Here is an 18,568-nt window from a genome sequence, read left to right on the forward strand (position 1 = left end):
AATGAATTTTTGTTACTAACAAATTAAATATACAGCTACATGATTTTAGAGGCAAATTATCAATCGTAGTTATTATGTGTTTTCCGGGCAAATGCTATTACAGAAAGAAACAAGTTCTAAATCGATTGCTTATGCGTTGTTTCTTTTGCTAAAGAACCTAGTTAGATTAAGTTCACTTCCCACAACACTTCTTAAATTTCTTCCCACTCCCGCACGGACAAGGATCATTACGTCCAACTTTGGGGGTCTTCTCCTCTGTGAAGGATGGCAACTGAATCGATTGAATTTCTTTTTCAAAAGTATTGTTGCGCTCTATTGCTTCCCTTCGCCATGTTTCTAATAATGGATGGTCTTGGTTCATTGCTTTGAAATACGCATAGAACAATTCATCCATGTCGAGCATATAGCCAGTTTCTCCGCGCGCTCCATACTGTTCAATACATTCAAATGTTGCCTCTGAAAAATGGGCGGCTAAACCTTCAATAATCAGCTCCTGTATGTCTATATCTTCCGCTTTCACATAGGCCTCTGCCAAAACTTGCTCGGCAAATTTCGTTTTCGTATGCTTTAAAATAGAAATGACAGGTATAAATAGTGATTTATCTATAATATAAGGTTCTAGTAGCTTTACTATTTCATCTGAATGGAAGCGAATAAGTGCTTCACACAATTCCTCCTGTAAAATATCCTCTTCAATACGATTTAACAGTGATACAAGTTCAGGAATATGTTCAGATAGCTTCATGACTCCTACAGCTCGAACAGCTAAAATCCCATTGATACTTATATAGTCTTCCTCTATTTCATCACGAAGTATGTACTCGACCTCTGTTGGATCATATTCACCGAAACGAATTAAAAGATCTTGAACCTTTTTGGCAGTAAAGTATATATGCGAATCAAAGTTTACATTCATTTCTGCCAGCAGCTCGCCAAAAAGTTCCCAAAGTGGCTCAAAGTCATGTACGACATTCGTTTCAAAAATACTGTAACGCTTTAAAACATCGAAATACCCTTTTGGCATATAGGGAAATAACAATTTTTCAAACTCCAATAAAATCTTTGTCGGTGTATTGTTTATAAATCTCACAATTAAATGCTTTTTATCAGCCGAAACTTCCGCTATCCACGATTGGAATAATGTTAACGTTTCCTTATTCTTTTCAAAGCCTTCACCATTTAATAGCAGTTTTTTTCGAAATCCTTCATGCTCCGCTGCAAAAGCAACAAGCTCATTCGTAAATTCAGCAGGTACAAAAGGATAATCCATTATCTGAGAAAGCCAAAAATCTTGAAGCACCTCATCCTCCGTCAGAATATTTCCCTTCACACGTTCTAAAAAATGATTCATGCTCATCCCTCATTTTCTTTTAATATCTTTAGAGTACTATATTTGCTAATGCGTGGGAAATTAAGCGTTTATTATGGTGACATTTACAATTTCGTGATGGAAGGGTTAAACTTTAAATATCCATTATTGGAGCTCCTTTCGTACGTAATCGGTTGACCAGACCTGATTTCTCGTACGACTGGAGTTTTTTCTTTAGCTATATATTGGGAGCAAAAAAAGCCGATTGAAAAGTTCTCAATCAGCCTTTATTTTTTAACATCTTACTCGTTTCAAGCCCAGCACTGAAAATGGATATAACCATGATGAAGAAAAAAAGAATTTGTATTGAAGGGTTAGCTGTCCAATATCCTATGAAGTTCATAAAGACAAGAATAACAAATAAAAGAGCAGTAACTGTCGTTATAAAACTACGCCAATTTAGAGTCATTTTAATCCCCTTTAAATATGTTAACTTCGATTAAATTAAAGGTTAACATAATTTATTGGTATTTTAAACCATAAACTGTTTTTTCACTTCTAGCTAAAATAATTTTACAGACGGAAGCCTTTTTAAAATTCAGTTGCCCTCAGCATCGGGGATTTCAGTCACTTATGAGTGAGTAACGACAAGCCAATACTTTACTAATCCCAATAATTAAACACTAAATCTCCTACCGTCTGTGATCTGAAATGATTCATAAAACGGAGCTCCACATCATTAAGTTCATTTTCGTTCATCAGAGTAATACCACCGCTTTGAGTTTGATATACTAAGGGCTCTGCTAATTGTGATGCTGTTAATACTGTATAGTGATTTTCAAACAAAGCGCCCAATAATTTATGATCCGTAAATTTCAAGCCCCCTATATCACGATTACTAGTGAAGGCTATATCATCATACATATTATTGTGGAAAATATATAACTCTTCCCCATCAATTTTTACATGAGCATGGGCATAGCCAAGATCAATATCGGGTTCAAAAAAGGCCAAAATGCACCCATTTAATTGCTGAACAGACGCGTAGCAATATTTTTTAAATTCAGCAGTAAGGGCTACCCAATCACGCTCAAGTGATAAATCCCCCGCACTAAAGCCCGTTACGCCTCTTTTTAGAATCATACATAAAGCACCCCTCTCTTGAATTCTATTTTAAGATGTATAGTATGTATAATGGTGGTTTTTCACCGTTCTCCTTTAGATTGCCATAGCTACTGTAATTAAAGCAAAAAAGTATATCCTGATAAAATCAAGATATACTCAGATTTAATTATCTACACCCTTATGATGAGAAAACTCGATTAGCTGTAAACGTTAAACCATACCCTCTCTTTGAATCATGAGGATCAAGGCGGTATCAGTGCACAAATCTTTAATCCTTACTGATACTTTTGCTTTTCGTTTTATACTGGAAATTAACAAAATAAATGCTTATGGCTACTAGCAGCATCCCGATAACCAGTGAATATGTCACCGTTTCTCCTAAGAAAAGCACGCCGAGAAGAACAGCGACAATCGGAATGAGAAACGTATAGGAACCAACTTTGCTTGCCTCACCAGCGTTAACTAGATTGTAGTAAAGGATGTAGGCTAATGGAATGCCAATGGTCGCCCCAAAGCTGAGCCCTGATACATAATGCGTATTCCATTCGATGGCAGACCAACTTTCAAACAACGAGCCGGTACCTAAAAGAAAAGCACCGCCCATGATACATTGAAGTGCTACCATCCAATACGCATCTACTTCTTTGCTTATCTTCTTTACGTAAATTACTCCGAACGCCCAACTTACAGCAGTTAGTAGCCCGAGCGTAACGCCGATTGCTGAAATGTGGACTATCAGACCATCCACACTAACAACTGCTACCCCTACAAATCCTAGAAACAAACCGAGGATTTTGACTGGTGTTAAATATTCACCCAGTAATAGCCAAGCGAAAAGGCCAAGTAAAATCGGTTGAAAATAGACTAGAACGGAAAACAATCCACTCGGTAAATAGAGCAATCCGGCCGTCTGAAGTCCGAAAAACAGAATTGTATTAAAGACAGCCCCAATACAGTACTTTTGCCAGTTTTCCCGCCAATTGATTTTTTCCCTAGTCTTCCAAATGATAACTGTCAGCAGGATGCCTCCTAAAAGCGCACGTTGCCCGGCATAAAGCAATGGCGGGGCGTAGGGTACAGCTAATTTATTGATTGGCCAACTCGCGCCCCAGATTAAGATGAGGGCAATAAGTGCAACAGTCGATTTTTTAAACACTATCTATATCCCCTTTCATCGGCAAAAAGCATGTCCCTATAATCACTGTAAAGTTCAAAGAGACGATGCACGGTTGCATCGCCTCACATATTAGTAAGAGTATTTCACACCCTACCTTTACAATCTATCTTACTATGAAAGTATGATTCACATACATCTATAACACACTGAATGCTTCATCTTTTATATCACTGATGAACATATGTCCTGGTGAATGAGTAATCATAATAGAAGGCTTACTTTCCATCGCAACAGCTTGAGGAGTTACTCCACAAGCCCAAAATACCGGAACCTCCCCTGGTTTGAATGAGACAGCATCTCCAAAATCAGGTTTTGAAATATCCTGGATGCCAATTTGGCTAGGATCCCCAATATGTATTGGCGCACCGTGCACTGCCGGGAAACGTGATGTAATCTGGACAGCACGGATGGCATCCTCTGGCGTCATTGGTCGCATACTAACGACTGTCGGCCCTTCGAACATGCCTGCTTTATTACACAGAATGTTCGTTTTGTACATTGGAACATTACAGTTTTCTTCGATATGTCTAATCGGAATACCGCTCTCAAGCAGTGGAGTTTCAAATGTAAAGCTACAACCGATCAAGAAGCCAACCATATCATCTTCCCAATACTCCGTGATATCTGCCACTTCTTCTGTAAAAACACCATCTCGGTAAATACGATATTTCGGGATGTCTTTACGGATATCTGCATTTTCGGCAATCATCGCAGGAATATAAGAACCTGGCTCCGTCACGTCCAATAATGGGCATGACTTCGGATTCCGCTGGCAAAAAAGTAAAAAGTCAAAGGCATGTTCCTTTTTTAAAATAACCAAGTTCGCTTGTGTATTACCTTTTGACATTCCTGCAGTCGGTCCAGTAATCTCTTGCTTTCGAATCAACTCTCTTATTTCTTCCGCCTCTAACACTCCATAGTTCACCATAAAATCCCTCCCGAAAATCTTCTTACTCTATTATTTAAAAATTAGTGGTACTTGTTCAATCAACGTCACGATACTTAAATAACCCATGATTACCACGACAAATGCGCCCGTAACCGTCAACCAGATCGGATGTTTATATGTACCAACAATATTTTTCTTATGTGCAGCAATTAATAATGTCCCTAAGCCGATTGGCAAAATAAAGGCATTCAACGCACCTACAATAAGCAAGATTGTTACCGGCTTTCCAACAAAAGCAAACGTTACTGTTGAAATAACGATAAACGCAATGATAACCCAGTTTTGGAACTTCTCAATAAGAGGGTGAAATGTTCTGATAAATGAAACCGACGTATATGCAGCACCAACAACAGATGTTACCGCCGCAGCCCACATAATGACACCAAACATACGATAACCAATATCACCTGCAGCTAGCTGGAATACAGAAGCTGGCGGATTTGCTGGATCAATTGCTAATCCTTTTGATACTACTCCAAGTACAGCCAAGAATAATGCCACACGCATTACACCGGTAACAAGAATCCCTGTAACAGAGCTTTTCGTAACTTCCGGCAATGATTCAACTCCTTTGATACCTGCGTCCAATAGACGGTGTCCGCCTGCAAACGTAATATATCCTCCTACCGTTCCACCAACAAGTGTAACAATAGCGAATATGCTGATTTGCTCCGGTTTAAACGTATTTACAATCGCCTCTCCAACCGGCGGCGATGTAGTAAATGCCACGTACAGCATGAGCAGAATCATTACAAACCCTGCACCTTGTGCGACTTTATCCATCGCTTTCCCTGCTTCTTTCACGACAAAAATAAAAATTGCTAAAACCGCACTAACAATAGCACCTGTAATCGGATCCCAGCCAAGCATGGCATTCAGACCCAAACCTGCGCCAGCTACGTTCCCGATATTAAATGCCAAACCGCCAATTACGATAAGTATTGCCAAAACAACGCCCAGTCCAGGTAACACCTTATTGGCAATTTCTTGCCCACGCAATCCGGAAACGGCAATGATTCTCCAAATATTCATTTGTGAAAAGATGTCTAATAGTAATGAAATTAAAATAACAAAGGCAAAGCTCGCAGCCAATTGCTGTGTAAATACAGTAGTTTGTGTCAAGAAGCCCGGCCCTATCGATGATGTGGCCATTAAAAAGGCAGCTCCAAGTAAAACACTTCTACTTACCTTCTTTTTCCCCGTAACGTTGACATCTTTTTGTGTTGCATCGGTTTTAGGATTTTTCATTTTTACCCTCCAACTTACAGATTGCATCTACAGTAATATTGTTCTTATTCAATGTTTCATTTATATATTTTGCAAAGGCTAGTGCATGTGCACCATCACCGTGAATACAAATAGTATCTGCTCGCAGCGGAACTTCTGTTTTTTGCTCAGAAACTACGATTCCTTTTGTCACCATTTTTACAATTTGTGCAACAGATTGCTCTTGATCTGTAATCATGGCATTCTTTTGTGATCGAGAAGTCAAAGACCCGTCTGCTTGATACGTCCTATCTGCAAATGCCTCGTGTGCTGTTCGTAAACCAATCTTCTCTCCGGCCTTCGTCAATTCACTCCCGGAAAGTCCAAATAATATCAATGATGGGGATACATCGTATACTGCTTGTGCAATCGCTTCGGCAAGTTTTGGATCCTTTGCCGCCATATTGTACAGAGCACCGTGGGGTTTTACATGCTGCATTTTTTCATTGAATGTCATTAAAAATCCTTGCAATGCACCAATTTGATAGACGACCATGTCATATCCTTCTTGAGGAGTAATCGCCATTTCTCTTCGCCCGAATCCGTTCAAATCCGGCAAACCAGGATGCGCTCCAATTTTGACACCATTAGAAATGGCCATCTTCACCGTTTCTCTCATCACGCTCGGATCTCCGCCATGAAAACCGCAGGCGATATTTGCAGATGTAACGTATTTCAAAATTTCTTCTTGCTCCCCCAATTTATAGCGACCAAAACTCTCCCCTAAATCACAATTCAAATCTACTTGAAACATACTTCTCCCCTCCATTGATAATCGTTTAATAATTAGTAAGTATTTTCGAAGTTCCCGAAATTCGGAACAGTAGTTTTAAAACTAAAACAAATTCTAGCATAAAAATTTTCGCTTGAATATATTATTTGCAAAATTATTCGAAAATTGTAAATATCGCAATATTCTTAACATATATACTTGATTTTAAATTTGAAAACAAATTATAATGTTAGCAATATCCGTTTTGAAAAACATAAATACCGAAATTCGAAACCTTAAGGAGCTGTTTATAATGGCCTATCAGAAAATTAATGCACACATAAGGCCCTTAGGGGATTCTGCGCTAGTCATTCAGTTAGGTGATGGAATCAGCCTTGCCGTCCATGAAAAAGTGAAAAACCTTTGCAATCTATTAGAAAAAGAGCCGTTTACAGGATTGATTGAATCTGTTCCTTCTTATAATAGCCTTACAATTTATTACAATCCTTTTGCCGTCTTTTTATCAAACACGGTTAAAGAATCAGCAAGTCCCTATAAGAAAGTAAGTGCGTTTATCTTATCGCTGCTGGATCAATTAGAAACAAGTGAAACTTCCGAACAACGATTAATAACAATCCCAGTCGTGTACGGAGGAGAGTTTGGTCCGGATTTAGAATATGTAGCAAGTTATCACGGACTTTCTGTTGAAGATGTCATTCAAATTCATACGTCAAATGAGTACTTAGTTTATATGATTGGCTTTGCCCCTGGGTTTCCGTTTATGGGCGGGATGGATGAAAGAATTGCAACACCACGTAAGGATTCACCACGTCTAGCTATCGCACCGGGTTCTGTAGGAATTGCTGGTAAACAAACAGGCATCTACCCGTTGGAAACTCCCGGAGGATGGCAAATTATCGGCAGGACTCCGCTTGATTTGTTTCTTCCGGAACTTTCACCGCCAACTCTGTTACAGGCTGGAGATCGAATCCGCTATGTACCGATAACGCTTGAAGAGTATGCTGTCTATAAGGAGATGAAACAATGAGCATTAAAGTACTTCATCCTGGATTATTGACTACGATTCAAGATTTAGGGAGATTCGGTTCACAAAAGTTTGGCGTCATCGTAAGTGGCGCAATGGATCCGATTTCTCTTAGAATTGCAAATTTACTTGTCGGCAATGACGAAGGCGAAGGAGCGCTTGAAATAACACTTTTAGGGACAACGCTCCAATTTGACACGGATGAGTTAGTTGCCATTACTGGTGGAGACCTGCAGCCTACAATTGATGGAGAAAAAGCTCCTATGTGGAGACCTGTCCTGATTCGCAAAGGATCTGTTTTAAAATTTAAGTCAGCAATTAATGGGTGTAGGGCCTACGTGGCATTCGCTGGTGGAATCATGGTCCCGGAAGTTATGGGAAGTAAAAGCACTTATTTGCGCGCAGCAATTGGAGGGCTTCAAGGCAGAGCATTACAAAAAGGAGATGTATTGGACAGCGGAGAATTCAATCCAATCAGTCGGGCATTTGTTCATCAGCTCGAAAAAACGACGACTCACTTTAATTGGTCTGTCGATTATAGAGAGTTTATAACATTCGATAAAACACAAACGATCAGGGTGTTACATGGTGCTGAGTTCGAACGTTTTGATACCAGAAGCCAACAAGCGTTTTTCTCGAAGCCCTATAAATTAACGACACAAGCGGATCGAATGGGCTATCGATTGGAAGGCGAATCACTCAGCTTATCAGAGAAATTTGAATTGTTATCGGAAGGCGTTACGTACGGTACCATTCAAGTGCCCTCAAACGGACAACCTATTATTCTGATGGTTGATCGACAAACGACAGGAGGATATCCGAAAATCGGTCAAGTCATTTCCGTTGATCTCCCTTGTTTAGCACAAATGCAGCCAAACAGTAACATTCAGTTCAAGAAGTTTTCTCTTGAACAAGCAGAATTAGAATTGATCAACCAAGAGCAATTGTTGCGTCAATTAGCAATGGGCATCCAGTTTAAAGCACTTCATAAATAAGAGCACATGAAAATCAAAAAATTAATAGCAGTTACGGAAATGATTGAACATGGATACATAACCGTATTTAGAACCAAAACGAGGCGATCTCGCATCCAATTGATGCAGAGACCGCCTCGTTTATGTTATTTGCTATAGCCTAATTGCATTGAAATATCCTCAGCAATTTTTTTTACCTTCTTTGCGTAGATTTCAACGTTCTCATCCTGATAATTCGCTTCGATTCCTGCGATACTTATCCCCGCAATAACTTCTCCATTGTGATTAAAAATCGGGGCAGCAATGGCAGCTGTATGGTTTTCCAATTCAGAATGACTGATTGTATAGCCATCGATTCTCGCTTGTTTGATCGTTTCATAAATTTTATCTTTTTCAGTAATTGTCCCGTTTGCGAATGATTTTGGGTTAATTGACTCTAGATATGTCTCTATTTCTGAATCTGGTAAAAAGGACAAAATTGCACGTGAACAGGCACCAGCATAAAGCGGACTTTTCCTGCCGATTGAAGTATACAAACGAACCTTTTGTTTTGTATCTATTTTCTCAATATAGATGGCTTCATCTCCATCTTTAACAATTAAGTTAATGGCTTCCTTCACATCATTATGTAATTCATGCATAAACGGATAAGCAACTTTACGTAAATCAATCCTGCCTAAAACCAGCTGACCAAATTTGAGAAACAAAAGTCCAAGTCGGTATTTCGAATCGCTTCCTTTTTCCAAGAACTCCATTTCCTCTAATGACCTGAGCATTCGATACACCGAAGATTTCGGAATCCCCGATAGATCAATAATTTCTTGAAAGGTTAATTCAGTATGCTCTATAAATAAATTTAATATATCCATCGAACGGACAACCGTTTTATTTTTGTTGTTCATTAATTTTAGTCTGCCCCTTTCCATTCTTTTCTATATGTATAAAACTCCCTTATTGAAATCTAGGATACACTTTCTGTCTTAATATAAGTATTATACCAAGATTGGATGATAAAACGGAACCTATAGTAAGGGCACATCTAATAAGACACATTTTCTTATGGAACGAAATTCCCTTTATTTGAAGCGTTATTTTCGAGTTTTTTGTATTTTATCAATAATTAAAAATTTCGGCTTATACATAAGGATGTATTGGTTAGATCTTTCCAATTATTCTTAAAAAGGCATGTTTTGAATAGAACTTTCAAAACATGCCTTTGCATAATTTAACATGAATTTTATTTTTAAAACTTTAATCTATCTTCATCCTTCTTTTAAAATCTTCAATTTCAAACGGTTCATTATTTTCTTTAATCCTGCTGAATTCAATAAGTAACTCTTCCTGTTTCGCCTGGATTTTCCTTAACTCTGCCATTTGTTCTTCTCGCTCACATTCTCTCGCATATTCAATGGCACAATCCTTTAATGTATCGGCAAGATTATTTATTAGATAACTTTCAAATTTGTCCAGAATGTTCGAATCTAAATATTTCGGACCTATATTAAGTGTTTTTAACATATGGTTGAGTTCCGTTGCCTTCTGATTCAATTCATTGATTTGGTGTTTATTATTTTCCAACTTTCGAATTGTTAACTTTTCACTTGTACGAAATAAGTAAATAAACGTAGAGATGATGACCACCGAACTTATATAAAATATCATGTCATCCTCAAAACCAGCTAATACTAATAAAATAATCGATAAGGTACTTACTAATAATAATTTCATGAAGGAGATCGGGACTGGCTTTCTCAGTTCTATTAAGTCATTTTCAATACTTGCTTTATCTGACAGTAGTTGTTGCGCTTGCTTTATTTCATCTAAAACCAACTGCTTATTACTCATTAATTTAACCTCCCAAAATTCCAAGTCATTTAATTTCAACTTAGTTTGGTCGGAGCAACAAATTTTAAACATGATATTACTAGTCTTAATTGATTAGCGTCCATACAAAGATATAATTTATTGTAAGTAATATTCAGTTTCTCCGTTTTCTTCATTTTAAATCTATCCCGCATACGCAATCGCGCTAATTTCGATTAATTGCTCAGGTGAAGCCAAATGATTTACTCCGATCAAGCTGCCGGCTGGGCGATGCTGTCCCATATATTCCTTAAAAATTTCGATAGCCGGCCCTGTATCCTCTAGTGCATTCGTTAAATAAATTTCCAAATAAGCAAGGTTCGATCTTGTAATATTAAATCCTTCTAATACACGGTCTAGATTGGCCAGCGTTTGTCGAGTTTGCGCTTCAATATCTCTTTCACCGACAAAGCCCCCTTCCGAATCATGCGAAAACTGCCCAGAAATATAGACTGTTCCATCTACACTAAACCCTTGAGAAATGCCATGATCCCAAAGATCGTGGTTGACTGTTTTAATTTTTTTCATTTTTACCATTCCTTTACTTGAGAATAGGTTAAATATAAAATAGTCCTAAATAAAAAAATAGTACGCACTTTTTTGAAAGGTACTATCAGAAAGGATAGTGTAAATATGGGGATGTCTGACTATGTAGAGAAGGGCAACGTTCGAGAGACACCTTTTGGCTATACATTATCAATTATTGGCGGCAAGTGGAAAATGCTGATTATTTATATATTGGCAGAACACGAAACCGTACGTTTTAATGAATTGCAAAGAAAACTAGGGACGATTACCTTCAAAATATTAAGTTCACAGCTTAAAGAATTGGAAGCAGACGGAATGATTGTACGAAAAGAATATCCGCAAATCCCTCCTAAAGTAGAGTACAGCCTTACCCCTAAAGCACAAACCCTTTTGCCGGCTTTGGAGCAGTTATGTGATTGGGGATTGAAAAATCAAAAAAATAGTTAGAATTTTTATGCGTTTCATAATATAGTTTTTAAGAGACTGAACGAATTTCTAAAAATGAAATTCGTTCTTTTATTTGCTGGTGAAATGGTAGATGAGCGAAAAGAAAGGACATTTTATGAAACAAATAAATCTACGTAAAATTACAATTGTGCTGTTAGCAATCTATACAGCGCTGATCCTCTATTTCCTATATCTTGGGTTTAATAGAGGACTACTCGGAACAGACTCCAGCTTACGATATAACCTAATCCCAGAAGGAATTGCGTTACACTATCCAATGGGAAAAGCCTTTCAAATCTGGTTTTTCGAGTATGGGAATTTTTTAGCGTTCATCCCTTTTGGCGTAGTTATTCCCCTCCTGTTTCGTTGTAGTACTAAACGCTTTATCATCGGTTTTATTTTGTCGATCACATTGCTTGAAACGATTCAACTGCTGACACATTTAGGCGCTTTTGATATCAATGACATTATTATCAATACACTCGGTGCTGCTGTTGGTTTCGCCGCGCAGCGAATCGTCAAGAATAACCGAGATAACCTTAAAGGAATTATCAGAATCGTACTAAACTCTATTGTGCTTGCTCTCGGAACAATAACCATTGTTGGCGGGATTAATCATTATTTAGAAAAAGGCCAAGGAGAAACTGTCGCCCTGCATGATTTGATTCAAGAAGATGGGTCGATCCAGTGGGATAAAAACTTATCTACTTTTACAGTTGGCCAAAATGAAGTAACCCCACAAATTAATTTAATTGATAGAGAGAATACGAAAACCAATGAATTCGTGTATCTTTTAAAAGGCCAATATAAATTTATGACAGGTTATGTGGCAATACCTGACGATGTATTGAACGCTACAAGCACAGAGAGTATCGAAATCGAATTTATCAGCAATGGAGAAGTAATTTATTCGATCGGGTTAACCACTACAAGTGGAGAAAATAGCATAGAGTCATTTGAAGTGCCTCTTAATGAGGTGAATGATTTAATAATAAAGATAAACAGTGAAGATGCGAACCCGATTACACATGCCTTGGTATGGGATGTCAAAGTTACAGAGGAAAATGCGGGGCAGAAGGTTATTAACAGGATTAGAGAAAAGGTTAAATAATTATTTAATATCAGAGTAAGCGAATTATATATCCATAGTCCGTAAAAGAGAAATGTGCCAAAATCCATGATAATAAAGGATTTTGGCACTCTTTAAATTCCTGTGAAATTCGTCAGCTTTCTCTACTTACATTAGCCAAGGTATTTCCTAATTCTCCATTAATAACTGATAAGCTGCCATCGTTTTCGAGAACGATGGCTTGAACTTCCTTTAAGTCCCCGATTCCATCATTTCGTACAGACTGCAGTATATCGCCCTCGCTAATTCTTTCCTTTTTCATCGTTTCTCTCAGAAATGAACCGTTCAAATAGAGTAAGCTCGGCTCGGACTTGATGAGTTTATTGAATTTTTTCCAACGAACAGATGTAAATGTCAGTACGAATTGCAATAAAATCAACAGGACAAATGCTAACAGCCCCTCGAGCAAGCTCACATTTTTATCCAATAAAATTGTAGAGAGTACTGAACCAATGGCTACTGTTACCACTAAATCGAATGCATTTAATTGGGTTAATGACCGTTTCCCCGAAGTCAGCAGAAAGAAGATTAAACCGACATAAGCAAGAATACCGACAGTGATAATTCGAATAAAACTGTCCAATGTTATTGAGAACATGCTACCAGCTCCTCTCAGTAATAATTAGGTTCTTAAGTGGGCAATCCTAAAAAGTAGGTTAAAGAGTCTTATCTAAAATATTCTCGTAACCACTTAAGTTGCTAAGTCTACTCTTTTGTATACCCCATTCATAACCTTCTAAATACTTATTGCTTTAATTTAATGCCTGCTATACCTCTTATTATAATCATGTACAAAGTACTCCCTCTCTTAAATTCCAATTCACGATGTAGAGTATGTATAATGGTGGTTTTAAACATTCCCCCTCGGATTGCCCTAACTAATGTAATTAATACAAAAAAGTACATCCTGATAAAATCAAGATATACTCGGGTTTAATTATCTATTTCCTTATGTCAAATTCCATAGATGCTGAACTGCCACAAGAATCCTTTAGGGAAGGTAAAATTTGGAACTTTTTAGCCAGCGCCTCTTATGATAATCGATCTGAAATCGTCTGCACGGCATCCATAAATACGTTAACAAATGCTTCGCGGTCAACATCGTGCAATACATGCACGTTTGGTTTATTGCCTGTTGAATTGTGTAAATCTACGACTGTCGCACCTGTTGTAATACCCTCTGTTGACATTTCTACATAGTAGTCTGTTCCTTTGAAAAACTCAGGATGCAGTAAATACATGATGGCAGAAACGTCATGGAAGCGGAGCACATCGGCGTAATGCGGCTCACTAAAAGGTGTCGGTTTGGCTACGTCCAAATAGTATGTCACAAGATCATAAGCCTTTTGCGCAAACTCTGTACCGATGTCTAGAATTTTTTCCGCTTCGGTTTGTGTGACGAATGCTTTGTGAGTCACATCTAACCCACACATGCTCATCGGTACGCCTGATTGCATCACAATTTGAGCGGCATGCGGATCTACAAAGGCATTAAATTCGGCAACGGCTGTTTTATTACCACCTTGAGCTGCGCCACCCATCCATGAAATCGTTTCAATGTTATCCTTTACTTCTGGGTGAGCGATTAATAATGCACCGACATTTGTTAAAGGACCTGTCGCAACAATCGTTACCTTCTCCTCACTCGCTAAAATCGTTTCACGCATCGCTGCAACTGCTGGACGGACATTTGCGGGTACTTCCACTTTCGGAAACTCTACTTTTCCAAACCCAAATGCACCATGAATCTCCTCTGCTACTTCAAGCTTACGGAACATAGGCTGCTCAAGCCCTCGTGCAATCGTAACGTCTTCTTTAATATAATTTAAAAATGCATGTGCATTGTAATTCGCCTTACTTTGCGAAATATTTCCAGATGCAGTCGTTACTAAACGAATATCAAAAATATCCTTATTAGCAAATGCTACTGTTAGCATCATTGCATCATCAATGCCTGGATCTGTGTCAATAATTAGCGGTCGTCTTATCATGCTGTTTTCACCCAATTCTTTCATTTATAGTCTCAGTATTAGATTGCCATAACCACTGTGTTAATTAAAGCAAAAAAGTACATTCTGATAAAATCAAGATATACTTGGATTTAATTATCTATATCTTCATGTTGAGAAAACTCGATGAGCATTAAGTCTTCTGTATCCTTCTCGATTTTTTCTATATCCGGATGATCTCAGTCACCTTCTTATTTTTTGGATTTTCTAACAAAACTACTCCATAAATTTCCTTAAGCACAAACATTCATGCTTAAGGAGTTGTTTGTATTAGGTATGGGTACCAACAGGGATTGGTTCATAGAGTAGGAATTCAGCTCATGCTTGTGATGATTCAACTACATAAACTCTAATTTCCGGTCAAAAAAGTCCATGCTATTTCCCTCCTCACAAAATTAAATTTCTATTTCCAATAATATATATACATAGGTTTAATTTTTTCTGTTACGTCTGAAATTATCATCATTAAAACTAAGCTCTATGTTTCATCTATGTTTTTAAGAAGTTTGCTTTTTGCTGAAGACTGAAGCGCATAAAAAAGCCCAACGATATTGACCAAATCAGCCACACCGTTGAGCTTTAAATACACCTAACTTTTGTATCCAAAAAGAGAGGAATTCCTATTCTATTTTTACGCTCTAGTCGCCACTAGCAAGCTGTTTTTATATATGAAACTCTATTTAATTAAAATAATGGATAAAAATTATCATGCCACTTTATTTTTAATCAACACTCTTTAACATACAGCACAAAGATAACTGCTTAAGCTGCTTTTCGAATGAACGACTTAACGTAGGTTTTTACGTCCAAAATCTGCTTTAATTTCTCCCCATCTCTCCGTTTGCCACTTTAACACTTGATTGGAATAAGTATTTTGGTGGAGCCATTTTTCAGCTCTTTCGATAAGGTGCCAAATATTTTCGGTTTTATGATTGCGAGAGATTTGTGTATTGACCTTCTTTTTACGTACCCAGCTAATTGCAGTGAGCGAATCCGTATAAACAGGTAGCGAACTGTCTTTTTGATTTAACAAAGCGAGCGCATGAACTACTGCTAAAAATTCCCCAATATTATTGGTCCCATTCGCTACAGGTCCAAATTTAAAAATTACGTTGCCATTTTTGGTATACACACCTTTATATTCCATATCCCCAGGGTTTCCACTGCATGCGGCATCCACTGAAATACTTTCCTCGATATATTCGTCATTTCCGAAAAGTATGAGCTGTTTAGTATTTTTATTGGCATCGGTAATCAATGACTTTTTACTATAGCCGTTTTCAAAGGCTGCTTTTGCTTCCTGTTCATTAGGAAATGACTTGAATTTTGCATTCTTCACACCGTGAACTTGTTCTTTACAATCTTCCCATGTTTTATAAACACCTGTTTTCTTTCCGGACCAAACGACATAATATTTTTGCTTAGCCATCAATTCTTCTCCTTTTTCAAGACTCCAATCACTTTACCATTAATCAAAACATCTTCTTTTTGCATTTGAATTGGCTCATAGTTTTCATTTTCAGAAAGAAGCAACACTGAATCACCCATACGCATGAATTTTTTCATTGTTGCTTCACCTGCAATAATAACTACAACAATATCCCCATTTTGTGCACTTTGTTGTCGATGAACAATCACCTTATCTCCTTTATCAATACCTGCTCCGATCATACTGTCGCCTGTTACCGTTAGTGCAAAAGTATCCCCCTCAGCTACTAGCCACGCTTTCGGTAATGCAATGAACTCGTCATAGGTTACGTCAATCGAAATTGGTACACCGGCTGCAACATTACCTATATGTGGAATATGACAAATCGTATCGTATTCCATAAATAAGCCTGAATCAACGTCAATAAATTCCACCATGTTTTCATCATCAATTTCTGTTGTGATATTATATTTTTTAGAGTTTTTTAAATTGATATAGGGACGTACATTTTTTGTCTCAGGTAAAAACTGCGGCTGGCACTTCGGTATATCAGCAATGATTTCACCATTTCGATCAATGCATATTACCTCTAAGCCATCTGTAGCTAATCCATAATGTACGCGTGGATCTGCCTGCATGTACGATTTCAGCTGCTCTGCTGCATCTTGAACACCGTGACCAAATTGCTTTACTTCAATAAAAATATAAGGCAGTGCCTGTCCATTTTTATAGATCATTACGGCGATATCTACATAGCCTTTACGTGAAAATAACTGTACGGGAAACTCTAATTCCAGTAATTCGAGAGGATAATGATAAGAACGCTTCAACTCTTTTATAATCCATTGGCGAATCACTTCTTCTTTCGCATTTAAATCAACAATACGTTCTGTCAGCTCATAATTTTGAATGCCGATTGACTTAAATGGATGTAAGCGACAGTCACGTTTCATTGTAAAATTTTCAAAATTCAGCTCTTTCATAAAGCTTGACGGTCTTCCTACTGACGACATATACAGCAATTCGTTCGCACGGGTCATCCCTACGTAAAGCAGCTTACGTTCTTCAGAAATAAGGGCTTCTTCCTCATCCATTTCAAACAGCTTATTATTTGGAATAACGCCTTCACTTAAATCAATAAGAAATATCACCTTAAATTCAAGCCCTTTAATCGAATGCATCGTTACAAGTTTTACTTTCTCTTGGCCAAAGTCAGCATCTTCGTGCAAAATAGCACAACCAATTCCTTCACTTTCCAAGCTCTGTGCAACACTTTCAATTAGGCGCTTTTCCTTGGCAGCAATGCAAATATCCCCTAACCGGTAGTCATTTGAAAGTTCTCGAATTTCCTTTATTAAAAATGCGAGTTGCTCCTCACTTTTTCTAAAATAACGATAAATTGGCGCCTCTCCATGTCGATCAATGAGTGAAGGTTTAACAAAATCGATATTATTATGAATCGTTTGATCGTGCTCAATTAAATCATAAGCTGCTTTTGAAATTTCAGTCGTTGTACGGTAATTTTTGCTGAGCGTACGCGATTTCCCGCTCATATCATAGCCTATCGTCGTATAGGAACGACCTTTCCCAAGCCACGAATGCGAATAAATACTCTGTGTATTATCTGCTACAAATAATAGAGAAGAATAGGGCTTTTCTTTGTAAATACATTTTAAAAACTCTAACTGTAAGCGCGTTAAATCCTGGCTTTCGTCTATAATAATGTGCGTATATTTCCCGTAATCCATCTGCTCCGCCTCAGCCAGTGCAAGAGCATTCATTTTCACAAATGTGACTAACCCCTGCTGCGCGAGGAGTTCATTAAAGAGCTCCATCAGTTCAAAAATCGCCTGACGAATATCTGAGTTTTTCATAAGCTTCTGCGGTAAGCCCTTGCCTCCTGAAGCGCGCCCAGTACGATCCAGTTGTTGATATACATCCAGTTGTTCAATTCGACATGCTACAAGCCAATTAACCTCGTCCAATAAGAAATCACTGTTTTTTAGCGTTAATATTTTCTTTTCCGCATAGCGCTGTTGAACAAGCTGAATCGCACGTTGCATCGCTTGACGTTCCTGCACTTTACTAGCAATCTTCAACTTTTGATTTGTTCGGCTTATATATTTATAAAAATACGAATACATAAGACTATCGATTGTCGTAATTTTTACATCTGAATGCGTATCAAAAAGATTTTCAATACACTGGTCTTCCTCTTCAACAATCTTTTCGTAATGATGCTTAATATATTGGAGTAACGTTTTATTGTATGTTACTAGTAAAATCGAATCATCCTGTTCAGGTGTATAATGATTTTGCAAAAACGAAATACGACGAATAGCCACCGTCGTTTTTCCTGAACCCGCAACACCTTTCACCATCAAGTGCCCATTTGGCTCCAACTCCACAAGCCTTCTCTGCTCCATATTCAGCTTCATCCTGCCACCCCTTCTGGTAAATGCTGTTAGTTCAATTGTATTAATAGATAGTTTATTTAGCAACTATTGTTGAAAAAGATCGAAATGGCAGAGGTGTGAGGTAATGGAGAATGGGTTGAGTTAAAAAGATGGGGTAAATCATATTGTAGAATGATTTCAAAAATCCAA

General features: G+C 37.8%; 17 protein-coding genes. 4 read left to right on the forward strand and 13 right to left on the reverse strand.

All coding sequences use genetic code 11. The annotated features are described in order from the left end of the window. Positions 1–172: 172 nt before the first annotated feature. The 6 genes from B5473_RS21065 to B5473_RS07835 all read right to left on the reverse strand — a co-directional run bounded on the left by B5473_RS21065 (position 173) and on the right by B5473_RS07835 (position 6,580). Positions 173–1,351, reverse strand: coding sequence for an SEC-C metal-binding domain-containing protein (locus B5473_RS21065; RefSeq protein WP_303047309.1), 1,179 nt, complete (start codon positions 1,349–1,351; stop codon positions 173–175). A gap of 621 nt (positions 1,352–1,972) precedes the next feature. Further along, the gene (locus B5473_RS07815) at positions 1,973–2,452 is read right to left on the reverse strand and encodes a hypothetical protein (protein ID WP_079524362.1); all 480 of its coding nucleotides are present in this window, start codon (positions 2,450–2,452) and stop codon (positions 1,973–1,975) included. Between the two features lie 250 nt (positions 2,453–2,702). After that, positions 2,703–3,590: a DMT family transporter gene (locus B5473_RS07820; protein WP_079524363.1), complete on the reverse strand. Its 888-nt coding sequence runs from the start codon at positions 3,588–3,590 to the stop codon at positions 2,703–2,705. 157 nt (positions 3,591–3,747) lie between these two features. Next, positions 3,748–4,539 carry a putative hydro-lyase gene (locus B5473_RS07825; protein WP_079524364.1) on the reverse strand — a complete coding sequence of 264 codons (792 nt, stop codon included), beginning with the start codon at positions 4,537–4,539 and terminating at the stop codon, positions 3,748–3,750. Between the two features lie 30 nt (positions 4,540–4,569). Then, positions 4,570–5,808 (reverse strand): NRAMP family divalent metal transporter, encoded by a 1,239-nt coding sequence (locus tag B5473_RS07830; protein ID WP_079524365.1) that lies wholly within the window; start codon positions 5,806–5,808, stop codon positions 4,570–4,572. Continuing rightward, entirely contained in the window at positions 5,795–6,580 is a 786-nt protein-coding gene (locus B5473_RS07835; RefSeq protein ID WP_079524366.1) for a LamB/YcsF family protein, read from the reverse strand. Before B5473_RS07835 ends, B5473_RS07830 begins: the two co-directional genes overlap by 14 nt. Before the next feature lie 271 nt (positions 6,581–6,851). Here B5473_RS07835 and pxpB point away from each other — a divergent pair, with 271 nt between their 5' ends. Continuing rightward, the gene (gene pxpB / locus B5473_RS07840; RefSeq protein WP_079524367.1) at positions 6,852–7,586 is read left to right on the forward strand and encodes a 5-oxoprolinase subunit PxpB; all 735 of its coding nucleotides are present in this window, start codon (positions 6,852–6,854) and stop codon (positions 7,584–7,586) included. After that, positions 7,583–8,578 carry a 5-oxoprolinase subunit C family protein gene (locus B5473_RS07845; protein WP_079524368.1) on the forward strand — a complete coding sequence of 332 codons (996 nt, stop codon included), beginning with the start codon at positions 7,583–7,585 and terminating at the stop codon, positions 8,576–8,578. The genes pxpB and B5473_RS07845 overlap by 4 nt, the downstream gene beginning before the upstream one ends. A 125-nt stretch (positions 8,579–8,703) precedes the next feature. On the opposite strand, the gene B5473_RS07850 is transcribed toward B5473_RS07845, so the two are convergent. The 3 genes from B5473_RS07850 to B5473_RS07860 form a co-directional block, all read right to left on the reverse strand. Next, positions 8,704–9,459 carry an IclR family transcriptional regulator gene (locus B5473_RS07850; protein ID WP_079524369.1) on the reverse strand — a complete coding sequence of 252 codons (756 nt, stop codon included), beginning with the start codon at positions 9,457–9,459 and terminating at the stop codon, positions 8,704–8,706. Positions 9,460–9,808: 349 nt separating this feature from the next. Next, positions 9,809–10,402 carry a hypothetical protein gene (locus B5473_RS07855; protein ID WP_079524370.1) on the reverse strand — a complete coding sequence of 198 codons (594 nt, stop codon included), beginning with the start codon at positions 10,400–10,402 and terminating at the stop codon, positions 9,809–9,811. A gap of 162 nt (positions 10,403–10,564) precedes the next feature. Beyond that, positions 10,565–10,948, reverse strand: a complete 384-nt coding sequence (locus B5473_RS07860) for a RidA family protein (protein WP_079524371.1) — start codon at positions 10,946–10,948, stop codon at positions 10,565–10,567. Between the two features lie 105 nt (positions 10,949–11,053). Here B5473_RS07860 and B5473_RS07865 point away from each other — a divergent pair, with 105 nt between their 5' ends. After that, positions 11,054–11,395: a winged helix-turn-helix transcriptional regulator gene (locus B5473_RS07865; RefSeq protein ID WP_079524372.1), complete on the forward strand. Its 342-nt coding sequence runs from the start codon at positions 11,054–11,056 to the stop codon at positions 11,393–11,395. 91 nt (positions 11,396–11,486) lie between these two features. Beyond that, positions 11,487–12,506, forward strand: coding sequence for a VanZ family protein (locus B5473_RS07870; RefSeq protein ID WP_254865272.1), 1,020 nt, complete (start codon positions 11,487–11,489; stop codon positions 12,504–12,506). 112 nt (positions 12,507–12,618) lie between these two features. Here B5473_RS07870 and B5473_RS07875 read toward each other — a convergent pair whose 3' ends face one another. From B5473_RS07875 to lexA, 4 genes are all read right to left on the reverse strand, one after another. Then, on the reverse strand, positions 12,619–13,122 hold the full coding sequence (locus tag B5473_RS07875; RefSeq protein WP_079524373.1) for a DUF421 domain-containing protein: 504 nt from the start codon (positions 13,120–13,122) through the stop codon (positions 12,619–12,621). Between the two features lie 433 nt (positions 13,123–13,555). Beyond that, positions 13,556–14,515, reverse strand: coding sequence for a nucleoside hydrolase (locus tag B5473_RS07880; RefSeq protein WP_254865273.1), 960 nt, complete (start codon positions 14,513–14,515; stop codon positions 13,556–13,558). Between the two features lie 805 nt (positions 14,516–15,320). Beyond that, the gene (locus B5473_RS07885; protein ID WP_079524375.1) at positions 15,321–15,962 is read right to left on the reverse strand and encodes a ribonuclease H1 domain-containing protein; all 642 of its coding nucleotides are present in this window, start codon (positions 15,960–15,962) and stop codon (positions 15,321–15,323) included. Beyond that, positions 15,962–18,400, reverse strand: a complete 2,439-nt coding sequence (lexA, locus tag B5473_RS07890; protein ID WP_079524376.1) for a transcriptional repressor LexA — start codon at positions 18,398–18,400, stop codon at positions 15,962–15,964. Before lexA ends, B5473_RS07885 begins: the two co-directional genes overlap by 1 nt. Positions 18,401–18,568 lie beyond the last annotated feature (168 nt).

This window comes from Solibacillus isronensis, from assembly GCF_900168685.1.
Lineage (GTDB): Bacteria > Bacillota > Bacilli > Bacillales_A > Planococcaceae > Solibacillus > Solibacillus isronensis_A.